Annotated in this window: 9 protein-coding genes; all 9 read right to left on the bottom strand. The window is 55.8% G+C overall.

Features of this window, described 5'->3' with window-relative positions:
* Positions 1 to 18 precede the first annotated feature (18 nt).
* Positions 19 to 1,116: a DUF1972 domain-containing protein gene (locus tag TBD_RS08955; protein ID WP_011312293.1), complete on the bottom strand. Its 1,098-nt coding sequence runs from the start codon at positions 1,114 to 1,116 to the stop codon at positions 19 to 21.
* Positions 1,113 to 2,021 carry a sulfotransferase domain-containing protein gene (locus tag TBD_RS08960; RefSeq protein WP_011312294.1) on the bottom strand — a complete coding sequence of 303 codons (909 nt, stop codon included), beginning with the start codon at positions 2,019 to 2,021 and terminating at the stop codon, positions 1,113 to 1,115. The genes TBD_RS08955 and TBD_RS08960 overlap by 4 nt, the downstream gene beginning before the upstream one ends.
* Positions 2,022 to 2,107: 86 nt before the next feature.
* Complete coding sequence (locus tag TBD_RS14300; RefSeq protein WP_049750236.1) at positions 2,108 to 3,079, bottom strand: glycosyltransferase family 2 protein; 972 nt, start codon at positions 3,077 to 3,079, stop codon at positions 2,108 to 2,110.
* A gap of 50 nt (positions 3,080 to 3,129) precedes the next feature.
* Positions 3,130 to 4,335 carry a glycosyltransferase family 4 protein gene (locus TBD_RS08970; RefSeq protein WP_011312296.1) on the bottom strand — a complete coding sequence of 402 codons (1,206 nt, stop codon included), beginning with the start codon at positions 4,333 to 4,335 and terminating at the stop codon, positions 3,130 to 3,132.
* A 54-nt stretch (positions 4,336 to 4,389) separates the two neighbouring features.
* Positions 4,390 to 5,853, bottom strand: a complete 1,464-nt coding sequence (locus tag TBD_RS08975; RefSeq protein ID WP_187147186.1) for a lipopolysaccharide biosynthesis protein — start codon at positions 5,851 to 5,853, stop codon at positions 4,390 to 4,392.
* A gap of 91 nt (positions 5,854 to 5,944) precedes the next feature.
* Complete coding sequence (locus TBD_RS08980) at positions 5,945 to 6,976, bottom strand: polysaccharide pyruvyl transferase family protein (protein WP_081430008.1); 1,032 nt, start codon at positions 6,974 to 6,976, stop codon at positions 5,945 to 5,947.
* Between the two features lie 87 nt (positions 6,977 to 7,063).
* The gene (locus TBD_RS08985) at positions 7,064 to 8,122 is read right to left on the bottom strand and encodes an alkaline phosphatase family protein (protein WP_148203032.1); all 1,059 of its coding nucleotides are present in this window, start codon (positions 8,120 to 8,122) and stop codon (positions 7,064 to 7,066) included.
* 559 nt (positions 8,123 to 8,681) lie between these two features.
* A complete protein-coding gene (locus TBD_RS08990; protein ID WP_041432629.1) occupies positions 8,682 to 10,220 on the bottom strand; it encodes a hypothetical protein in 1,539 nt (512 codons plus the stop codon).
* A gap of 117 nt (positions 10,221 to 10,337) precedes the next feature.
* On the bottom strand, positions 10,338 to 11,861 hold the full coding sequence (locus TBD_RS08995; RefSeq protein ID WP_011312302.1) for a hypothetical protein: 1,524 nt from the start codon (positions 11,859 to 11,861) through the stop codon (positions 10,338 to 10,340).
* Positions 11,862 to 11,886: the final 25 nt, after the last annotated feature.

Consider the following 11,886-nt stretch of genomic DNA (forward strand, 5'->3'; position numbering starts at 1 on the left):
ACGGCTGGATCGTGAGCGCTACGCCCAGTCCAGCAACAGCTTCTCGTAATCACCCAGGATTTTCTCCCAAGTGAACGCCGCGGCATGGCGTGCCCGGCTCGCGCTCTGTAACTGCGTCACCTTTTCGGCATCACCGAGCAAATGCTCGATTTGCTGCGCACATTCCTTCTCGCCGTGAAAATAGACGCCGGCCTCCCCCGCCACCCAGCGGTTGAACGGGTTGTCGTGCGCCAGCACCGCGTTGCCGGCGCCCAAGGCCTCGACCAGTGAGGGATTGGTCCCGCCGACCTGATGCCCGTGCACGTAGAATCGGGCATGAAAGCGCAGCGCCTGCACGACCGCCTTGTCGTAGATCGCACCGGGAAACACGACTTCGTCCGAGGCCGCCTCCCTTACCGCACGCTGATAGGCATGGCCGGGATCGTATTTTCCCAGCACCACCAGCTTGTAGCCGCGCGGCTTGCTCGACCAGGCCCGCACCACTTCGAGAATCGAATTCTCCGGCTCGGCCCGGGCGATCAGGATCGCGTAGCCGCCGGGCTCCAGTCCGTAAGCCGCGAGTGATCCCGCGTCGGCAGCATCCACCCGGTCCGAGCCATAGGGAATCATCGTGATCTTGCCCCGTGACACCCGCGTGGCGAGATGCGTTTTGATTTCGGGATGATCCGCCACCAGATGATTGCCCAGCCAGCAGCCCGCCCAGTCGTTCAGCCAGAACCACGTGCGCGCCAGTGCGCCCCACTTCTGCCGCCGCCACTCCACGCCATCCATGTTGATGACGTTCTTCAGCCCCTTGAGGCGATACAGGGTACAAAACACCGCCGTGTTGTAACCGAGGGTGAGCACGAGCCCCTTTTCCCCCGCGGCATGCAGCGTGGATTTCCAGTCGAACACGATCGTCCCCGCCGCGCCGCCGGTCGCCACCGGCATGCGCACGCGGCGCACACCGCGCCAGTCGTCCTCGAACACCGCCCCGGCGCCGTCCTCCTGGCAATACACCGTCACCTGCCAGCCGCGTTCCACCAGATAGGGCGCGAGATGCTCGGCAAAGGTCTCGAAGCCGCCATGCGCGGCAGGTACCCCGCGTGTACCGAGGATGCGAATTGACTTGTTCACGACTGCTCAAGCCACGCAGGTAGGTTTGCATAATTCCGGGATTCGAGAATTTCCCTCGTTCTGGCGTTATGCGGCCTGTATAAATCCGACAACTGTTCGATTAAGTCGTGGGAAACGGAGTTCACATGGTCCCGGCCGTTTACCCGGAAGTAGATATCTCGTAGTTTGCTCTTCAGTTTTGGATGGGCACGCCAGAACCTTTCCAATTCTCTATTGACGAAAAGTGCACCTTCTTGAAGACGCCTGTTCTTGTAACCAATGGTTTTGTTTTCGACCTCAAAGACAAAGTCTTGATAGATATCCGGCGAGATCTCCAGCCATTCACACAATTCAATCATTAATGATCGAACGTCGCGCTTGATTTGATCGAAAAACAGAACCTTCACCTTACTTCCAAAAACATCAAACCATTCCTGAAGATATAAATCGTATTTTCCGCCCTCAATTCCCCACCACATGTCATTCGGTTGCGATTTTTTTTCTTCCCAACCCATCTCTGCGCAGCGGCCAATATATTCGCCCAAAGGGAGATCGAAAGGGATTTCAAGCATGCTTTTCTTAAACTTAAAGAACGAGATCAAGCGATCGACGGGATCTCGGAGAAACAAGAGCACTTTAATATCCTCTCCGAGCGCATCCTTCAGACCGCGTGCGAGGCGTGCACCTCCCTCGAAATATCCTGGAGTGGCCTCAAGGATATATTTCTGATTCTCACACTGCCGGAAGTAATTTAGATAGTCAGAGAAAGGCTGTAGGTCGTACCCATAACGAAGTCCGTGAAAGAAACAAGTCTCTTTCACGCTGGAAACACATATATCCGGATGTACTGACAAGTACGAGAACACTGACGTCGTGCCACCTTTAACGACTCCAGCAATAATTAAATTCGGCTTCCGAAACGCCATCTTGTCCCCAAAAAAAGAGTCTTTAGTTGTGCTTTCGCGGCGCGATTTTCAACGCACAAAACATCCCGTGCAAACGCTTCACAAAATCAGGACAGGCCGTGGGCCCCGGGGGGAAGATGTGCGCGGCTTAATGTCTTGCGATTCAGTCGCCGACGGACACGTATTGCAATCATTTCTGGTCCTCTTCGTAGGAGTGCGAGGAAGAGTTTTGGATCCGCGAAGAATTTTGCGAAGAGGCTCGCAAAATGACCCTGCTTTCCCAGCCGAATAACGTCTTCAAGCATCGCCAACCGTCTGACGTGATTCAGGCGAGCTCCCAACGCTGCCACCACTCTTGGACGACGGCTAATGTCCGGATCACTCATGAGTTTCTTTGTCGTGTCCTCGACCTGACGAAGCAGGCGGCCGCGCTGAGTCGTCAACGACCCCGTGTTACCTCGTCTTAAGTGGTACATGGGCTCCGGCGCGATCGTGACGCGCGCACCAGCCAGCATAGCCTTTAATAGCAACAGGAAATCCTCACCGTAATTCAGACCCTCTTCATACGCCAGCGAATGTTCGACGAGAAAAGCTCGGCGCATCAGCGGCTTCAGCGATCCTAGGTCATATTTGATCACATCCAAAGGCGTGACCGATTGTGCTGCCCGCCATGGCACGCCGTTATTGAGAAAGGGAGTCGATACTGCTCGCAGCGTACTGTCTTCCACCATGAACATATCGTCCGCCACAAGATCTGCCTGACGAGCATCGGCCAGTTGCAGCAAGGTTAAAAGCCGACCGGGAGCGAACCAATCATCGCCGTCCAATTGGGCCACCCATTCACCCCGTGCGGCACTGATAGCCCGGTTTCTCGAAAAGCTGGGCCCCCGATTCACTTCGTTCACGAACAACCTTACCCGCCCCGCCTGTTCGTAGCGGCGTGCTACCACGAGGGTTCCATCGGTCGACGCGTCATCTACCACCACCACTTCTACATTCACGCCGTCCTGCCCCAACGCAGATTCGATGGCTTCCGCCAGATACGGCGCACAGTTGTATGTGGCGATGATTACACTCACCTGTGGAACTTGACTCGGACTCAGGGTGTTTAGTGAAATGTTCGGTACTCTCATCGGTTCGCTACTTTTCCGTAAACCGCCATAACCTTTTCGTAATGGCGCTCCGGAGAAAACTGACTTAGAACTTTGGCTCGACCATGGCGCCCCATCTCCAGCGCGCGGTCCGGGTGGGTTGTCATCCACAATAAGCGTTCCCTCAATTCCTCGATACCCCCTGGTCGAACAAGAAAGCCATCCACGCCATCCGCGACCACTTCTGTCATGCCGCCGATCCGACTGGCCACCACCGGCCTGCCGTGCGCGAACGACTCGACGAGCGTCAGGCCGAAGGTTTCGTAACAGACCGAAGGCGCGATCGTACAGATACTTCCGCGGATCAAGTCGCGCAGCTCCTGCCCCTGCTTGAACCCGAGCAGCTTCACGTGATCCAGACCGCGTCGCGTAATCTCGCTCTGCAGAAGCGTCTTCTCGTTCCCGTCGCCCACAATCAGCAGGGGGGTGTCCCTCAGAGGCGCCACGGCTTCAAGCAGTGTGTAGATGCCCTTGATGCGCTCCAGCCGGCCGAAATAGAGAAGATACGTGCCCAGCTCGCGCGCCGGTTCGATGCCGGCGCAATCCATGAAATTATGTACGGTCGTGACCTTGTTCCCCGGCACGCCCATCGAAACCACCTTGTCGCGCAGAAAATCGCTTACCGCGATGAAGTGGCTGACCTTATCCACCGCGCCTAGCCATCTCGAGACGTATGCTTCCGTCGCGCTCAGGGCCGAACGCACGAAAGAACCACGATTGCAGCGGCGTGCCGCCGCTCGCCAAAAATGGCGCCCTTCGCATGCCTCGCAGATTTCCCCATGCGCGAACAAACTGTAGGTCGGGCACACGATTTTGTATTCGTGAAGCGTTTGCACGACGGGAATCCCGGCATTGGCCAGCGGAGCAAGAATCGATGCCGTGAGTTGGCCGTAATAGATGTGAAGATGTGCGATGTCGGGCGTCTGCTCTCGAACCAGTTTTCGCATCGCTTCGCGCGCTGGCTGGGAATACGCATACCGGAGGACGTCAACCGGGCGCGGGCGCTGGAAGTCCACTTCTGGCGGAAAATAGGACGACCAGGGCGTTTCGATGTTGGAGGCCTGCCGCGACGCGAAAGGGATCACTTCATGGCCGTGGTCACGCAACAAACTCTCGAGTGAGAACAGATATTTGTCCGATCCCCCTCGGAGATGGTAATTCTGCCCAACATTGATCACGCGCATGTTCTAGAGACCTTCTTTGCGGGTTGCGGCACGTGAGTTCCGGTCATCTCCTGTTCACCACACAAAAAGGCGGACCGGTAGCATCCGGTTGATGGCGCCCCGCTCCTCATCGGTGAAGGGGCGGATCGACTGCGCGAGCAACGCATAAAGCACCATCCCCAGACCCGCCGCTGCCAGGACCCGGCTGATTTCGCCGTAACCGGCGAGCGACAAATCGAGCAATGAAATGAACAGGGTCGCCCCGACTGTTGCGATGAACAGCTTGCCGATCCCGCGGTAGGGATAATTCAGCCGGTAGGATTTCATCCTTATGCGATGCCCCGCGATCGCCATCGCGACGAAGTCGGCCGCGACAAGTCCGAGGACCAGGGCGACCGGGCCGTAGACCGAAACAAACAGTGCTGACAGCGCAAACACGGTCGCCCCCGCGACTGCAATCAGTAGCGAACCCTTGCCATCCTCGAGCGATATCAAGACCATCCCGTGTGCGATTCGCAAGGCCTGGCTTACCACGAACCCGAGCATCAGCGTCAGCATCAGCCCGCCCTCGCTTATTTTTCCGCTCGAAAAAAGATGGACGACGCCGTCGCCCAGCACCGTCGTGACGGCGAGCGCGGGCAATATGGCGAACATATTCAGCTTGACGATCAAGGAAAACAGGAAATCCAGACGCTTTTGCGGACGCTCGGAGTGAAATGCCGTGATGAACAATGGGCGAACCATACCCATGAGGAGATAGGTCGGCAGGTAACGCTGGAGCGTGATGGCGAGGGACGCGCAGAACCCGAACACGGCGGACGCTTCGAGGCCAAGCATTTTCGTGGTGACCAATTTCGCCATCTCGATGCCGCTGAAAAGGGCAAGTATGCGGCCGAGGTATATCGGCGCCGCGTAACGAATGTAGCGGGGATAATCCAGTTTGCCTTCCCCCGCGCGCTCCCCCTCTTCGTGCCGCGCCTGACGGACGATCTTCGACATAAGAGCGAGGGCAAGCAGCGCGCCGAGGCTCACGGTCACGGCCTCGATCGTGATCCAGGTGAACAAATCGAGTGCTTCGTCGGAAAGGAGCGGGTATGCGAGCAGGGCGAGAAGCCTGGTCCCGTAGCGAAAGAGCGTCGATATCTGGGAGTACTTCTGCTGCAAGAGAGAGTCGAATATGGTTTCGATGTAACGGCATAGCCCCTCACCGAAGACCACGATCTGGAAGACCAGAAATGTATCAGCCATGCCCTCGATGGAAAGAAGGGCGGGGAGATGCGCGCTGAAGCCGGCCATGGCGAGGCACGCCACCGCCAAAAGAACGACGCGAAGCGCGATCAGCCGTGTCAAAAACCGCGCGAGAACCGGACCCGACGACAGCGAGCGGTGCTCGGGCACATATCTTTCGGCCACCGCAATCAGGCCGAAACTCCCGACAACCACGAAGATATTCAGAAACGCCGTGAACGTGACGTAGGCCCCGTAATCCGCGAGCGGAAGTTCGCGCACGAGCATAAACAGCCAGGCGATGCCGATCACGGCGCCGAATCCCTTGCCTGTAGAGAAATGCAGGAGCGCGCGACGGAGCGCGCTTCCGCTGTATGGGCTGTCTGTCATACCTAGAGTCCGCTCACCCCGCAGGGGCGAGCGCCTGCCGCAGGTAGTTCAGCGAGACGTCCCGCTCCTGCTCAATGCAGGTCCGCACCCTTCCATAGTCGATCCGCGCATCCAGGACCGACCCGATATCGTCGACACCACCCAACTCCCTGTCGGCCAAGCCCAGCGCCGAGAGGAGCGCGGCCACCTTGATCTTTTCGGACGCATAGGAGCCGAAGTGCTTGCCATAGAGAATCGAGAATATGCTGCCATGGAAGGTATCCGTGACAACGTACTCGGCGTCGCGGATCAGCCCCAGGAAGCCGAAGGGGGTGCAAGGCACGACCTCGTCGCACCAGTCATTGTAGAAACACGGCGATATCAGTCTCAGACCGCGAGATCTTGCAAATCGTCTGGTCTTTTCTATCTTGAGGCGATCGAACTGATATGTGTAAACAAGAACATATCCATGGGAGTTGACCCCCGCCTCTTCGACTTCCTCGTCGTATTCGACTAGAAATGTAGGATCAAGAACCATAGTCACAGGTTTATTAACAATTTTCTCGACAATTTCGAACGTATTTCTGTCCCGTGCGGAGAAATGATGGATGTTACGCATGCCCTCTGCCAGCAAAGGGTTCTGTGCAACGTCCGCATAAGTGGTCTTGCTGGAACTCGGGGCGTAAGTAATGATGTTTTTTGCGTTAAGGCCGCGACCGAAATACTCGGGCATCATGGCAAATGTGGGATTTTGAATATTCCACACTTCGTCGCTACCGATTACCACTGCATCATAATGCCTTCTGGTCTTAGAATAACTCGTCCTATTGACGTTGATTGATTTCCAAGCCTGCCGAAACGCAGCATATTTCCGTAAATTAAAAACAAGCTTGCTTGGCTTTTTAGACAGTAACGTTCTTATCCTTCTCATACTAGCCTCGCGGCCGGAAAGACTGATGAATTCGACGTCGTGCCCCATTCCGATGAGAGCTTTCTGCAGTGCGTAAGCTTGTAGATAAGCACCAAAATTAAACGCGTTATGAAGCGTTAGAACTCCTACTTCCATATCCGAATACCTGTATCCATCGAGAAAAAAGAGTTATTGCCGGAGACCTCTGCGAGGCCGAATGTTCGGCAGAGTCGATGTGGCGTACTACGAGCGGACGGCCCGCTTTTCGTGGGAACCGCTGTTCGTAGCGGATACAACCATACATTCCTGCATGATTCGGTAAGCCTGCGTAAGGTCCCCCGTGTTCACTACGGGCAACTTTTCCTTCGAAGCCCCGACGAGGCACAGCAAAGGCTGGACCCCCTTGATGCCCGAGTTCATGTCCGACACGACATATGCAAAGGAATCGAACGGTTTATATTGCCGATTCTTGGCAATGAAAGGCCCGTAATCATTGAAAAATATTGTGTTCGGATGATCGACCCAGATATCGGGCAAAAAAGCCTGTGCATAACGCCCCTTATGCTCGGCAGCATAAGGTCTCGCACTCAGTCCATTCCTCTTGGCCCGGCCATAGGCGTTGAACCTGCCTACGATCTCCATGACCAGTTTTTCCTTCTCCTCCGGCGCAACTGGCCCGCCGAAGCGGGCGTCATTCATATATATACCTGGTATGTAGCTTGTCGCGATAGCGACCGTGTCCTTTGACACATAATTCTGTTTCCCGACAAATTCACGTACGCCTGGCAGCTTCTTACCCAGATTTCTTCGGAAATGTACCGGAAGCAAACTTTTGAGCGTTTTTCCCACGGCTCGCAGCCACCCGTCCATCGAAGCATTTTTTCTCTGCCAGCCGCCCTTGACTAGGAAATCGTTCAGGTTTACATGATGAGTATATGGAGACATACCGTGATCGGAGACGACCAAAATGCGGTCCGGCGCCAGTTCCTCGACAAGCTTGCGGTATAGCCGGTCGTTATGCGAGAAAAAATCGAGTATCAGCCTGTCAGTCTCGGTATCGACGCGATTCGATTTGTCGATGAGACCAAGGATGTCGGCCATGAGCAGGTAACAGATCCTCGACAATCCCATGTATCCGGCAAAACCGAAATCAATTTTATGTTCCTGGGCGAGCTGAATAAAGCTTGCCGTGCGTCTTTCCTCCATGGCTTTTATAATCTGGAAAAAACTTTCCAAATCGGTTATTCCGCTCGCACCCCTTCGAACATCTCCGATATAGCCTAGGGATTCCAGAGTTTGCATTATCCCCGGCGGGTAGCAGGCCTCCGGGGGGATGGAACTGCTGCCGCTTTTCTCGCTCCCCCCCCCCCGCCCCTGCCACGAAAAAACCCTCCACGGGCGGAGCGGGTAATGTAGTCGGTATATTCATGACGCCTACCCGAAAACCTTTATCGTTTAGATCCTGCCAGATAGGGCGGACAGTGCGGTTTGCGTCCAATGAATTCAAATTGAAATGCTGGGTAAATTCATACCTGCCGGTACAGGCGGGTCGGTTGTAGAAGGCCCCAGTATCAATCCCATGCTTGCCCGTAAATATTTCGGCCCACCCTCTGCTGAATAAATCCACCTCAGCGAAGTAATGAGTGCCGTCGGCCAACAACCGCTGCAAAAAAGGCATCGGCATGCCGTCAACGACTCGCCTATCCGCACCATCAATTCCGATGACCAACAATCTCATTTTTTCATTCACCCAGTAACCTCGGTCCATGCCACAGATACCTGATTAACCTCGCTCCCCGTGCCACATCTTTAGTAGGCACTCCGGCTTGGCGACTAGCCAGCGCGGGCGGTTTTAAGGGGATCAAGGCGTAATCACGATACTCGACACACTAAACGCTGGGAGGCTAATCTCGGCCTGACCTGCGTCGTCAAATCGGAGGCCGACGGCACGGCTCCGCATAGTCACAGCGTTTTTGCGTTCTTTCGTGTTCGCGAGCGCATCACTGTCGCCACTAACGTAGTACTGTTGCCCCTTTACCTTGCGGCCTGCCCACTCCGGGAAGAGCAAGCGCGCTTTCTGCTCTTTCTCAGCGCGATTAATCGTTAGCAAGCTGTAACGTGTGTGCGTACTGTCGCGCATGAATACGGCACGGACATCGTAGCCGCCGCGATAACCGCTTGTGTTAGGAGAAGAAACGCTCACCTTTAGAGCGTCGCCAATTAACCCCTCGCGAAGCACCCGTAATGCCCAATAAACGACGTTTGGATAAAGAGCATCGGCGGCCGCGTCAAGATAGAACAATTGCCACGGCCCTCGCGCCCCGAGCGAATGCCACATGGCGGCTCGTACATCCGGAATCACCATTTGGGAGAGAAGGAAGTCCGCAGTCGAGACTGCCCCGCCTAAATTTCCGGTTTTTATCCAAGTGGTTTCCCACTTGCCGAACTTGGGTTGGTTCGGCCACCGGCCGTGCTCCGTGACAAATATGGGAGGAGGCTTGCCAGTCGATGCAGTAGGCCGCAAATAATTAATCGCGCGCTCCATGTAGTGATTTGCAGCGGGAATACTGATCCCGTCATAGTAGGGATGGTAGGCATATCCATAGGCAAGATCTCCTAACCCAGCGCCGACGGCGCTATCGAAATCCCTAGCCTTCGGCTTTTCCCCGATAACGCGTTTTGTGCTCCACGGCGAACTCGTTGTGTGAGCGATAAGCTTGATGGCCGGATCGATATTTTTCATCGCGAGCCCGACTTCCCGCGCCCGGTTGACGTACTCGGTATGTGTCCAAGCGCCTTTGCCCCAATCGAGCTCGTTACCCAGTTCCCACCACTCGACAGGACACTTTGTTCCCGTTTGGCAGAACTGCGCGTTACCACGTGCAACCGCTCTTCCCTCACGCTGAACAGAATGTTGGAGCCATTCAACATTGCTCTCCACCGCTTGCTGGTCACTCCAAGGAGCCCCCTTTGTACCCTTGAGATTAACCGTCACCAGAGGCACCCCATTCACGGCTTTTACAAAGTCGAGGAACTCATCAAAACCGAATTCCGCTTTAGTGGATCCGAAGGTCGTATACTGCTCGGGCCTCGAGGATCCCGGGCCCGCGGCCTTTTCCCACTCGAACCAGTTTGACCACTCCCCGCCGGGGTACCGATATACGGCGCCGGAAAACGGTTTGAGCCACGCAATGACCTCCGGCCTCACTTGGTTCTCCCGCCAATATCCCCGCTGAAAGTTCATCCAAGGAATATTGAAACCGAACAGGGCAGCGGGAACGGCACTTCGGATGACACTGTTAGGGTCTACCTCGATCAGCACCTCTTGTGACCGCTGAATCTGAACAGCGCGCGGCAGCTTCCACTGCGAAGCCGTTTGCTCCGCTGCGTCGGCAGACACATGCAATCCCCCCCACAATATGAGCGCTGAGGCGCTGGTTCGGACGGAACGTGTGGCTGTCGCCGTCAAACCTGACTTTATTCCGCGACGGGTGCGTACGGTAACTGTTTGCATATGTCAGCCTCGCTTTGTGGGTTTTTTCCAGGCCATCATGCGGTTGTACGCGACGCCAAGAAAAATTCCGGGAACAAGAAAAAGCCCCGGGTCCTGGAACGAAGGAGAGGTTAAGGAGAGCAAAAACACGAAAGCCATGCCCCCAAACGCTAGCAGCCAAAAACGCCTTATTTCCGACGGATATTTCTCGAGGCTGTTGACTGCGGTAAACGCAACCAGCAATAGCGTCAGGGCTAACAGCAGGAGCGCGCCGGCCCAACCCGTCTCGGCTAGGAAGTTCGTCCAGTATGTGTCCATCAGCACGTTCTGCTTATAGAACCAGGAATACCGCGCAAAACCGCGATCCAGATACAGCGAAATGTCGAACTTCTGTGCGCCGGCCCCGGCGAAGGTTCCGAGGCCGCTTCCGAGGGGGGCATATTGATCCGCAATTTCAACGGCATGAATGTAGAGAACCTGTCTTGGCTGCTGAATTGCCGAGTGTCCAATCACGCCCCATTTTGTCGCCTCCTGAACGAGGTTATCCTTGATAAGAAGCCAGGCCCCGCCGCCCACCGCCAGAACGGTGACTAGGCCGATAACCGCGCTTCGCAAAGCAAACCGCTTGCCGTGGAGGAGGCCCACCGCTGCCGTAGCGGCAACGATCGCTGCGACCGTTTCCTGCCGCTGTGCTGATGCAAGCAGCAGAAGAAAATAACATAGCGCTATCACGAAGTAACGGCGGCCGGCCCCGGAGATAGCATTGATCACACAAAACACTGTGAGAACACCCATGTACAGTCCGAGGTACGTCGGATGGCTGAACGGTCCTACGGCTCGCGACGGAAACAATTGCAGCGGATCCGCCGATGCGGTGGCGTAGGGCATTAGCCCAAAATAGCTCGATGGGTGCCCCCACTGCCAAGCTACGAGCATCGCGGTCGGCAACCAAAGCCAGCGTACGATCCACCAGAAGATTGCCTCTGTCCGGGCACTCCAGACAATATAAAACCCCAACAGTAGAATCAGTATGAACTTCAGGTTGGTCAAAAACTGGAAGGCCGCAGCGAAAACATGGGACCTTCCAAAAAAACTGCTTAGCAGCGATAGGATGAAAAAAACGGAGAGCCCTGCGAACCACCATTTGAAGAATCGCGATTCGGAGAGCAGGCGGACGAGCGTCGGGACAAGCAGGGGCGCGGCCAGGATGAGAGAAAACTCCAGAACGAAATTGGCGGAGTAGCCCGTGACTTTTTTCAGCGAGTCGGTCGCGAAGATCAGCACGAACGCGAGCCAGAAAAAGGAGTCGCGCAGCCCCGGCCCGCTTCTCCCGCCAAGAACCGCATAGAACCCAAGCACGAAAACGCCGCCAACCAGGGCGACGGCGAAAGGCCAGAATCCGATCGCCAAAGAGGCACCCATGAGGGCCGCCAGCAGAATGAGGGCGATCGCCACAAGCATGAAAGCGAGCACACCGAGCACCGAGAAATGGGTGTGCGTCGAGTACTGCCCGATTGCGGCCGACCGACCGAACCACTGTGACTTCAAACCGAAACCTCTCTGATCCTTACGA

Source organism: Thiobacillus denitrificans ATCC 25259, from assembly GCF_000012745.1.
In the GTDB taxonomy this organism is placed as follows: domain Bacteria; phylum Pseudomonadota; class Gammaproteobacteria; order Burkholderiales; family Thiobacillaceae; genus Thiobacillus; species Thiobacillus denitrificans_B.

Excerpts from the sequence above, each read along its gene's own strand:
- TBD_RS08960 (WP_011312294.1), bottom strand. The coding sequence starts at position 2,021 with ATGGCGTTTCGGAAGCCGAATTTAATTATTGCTGGAGTCGTTAAAGGT.
- TBD_RS08970 (WP_011312296.1), bottom strand. The coding sequence starts at position 4,335 with ATGCGCGTGATCAATGTTGGGCAGAATTACCATCTCCGAGGGGGATCG.
- TBD_RS08980 (WP_081430008.1), bottom strand. The coding sequence starts at position 6,976 with ATGGAAGTAGGAGTTCTAACGCTTCATAACGCGTTTAATTTTGGTGCT.
- TBD_RS08985 (WP_148203032.1), bottom strand. The coding sequence starts at position 8,122 with ATGCAAACTCTGGAATCCCTAGGCTATATCGGAGATGTTCGAAGGGGT.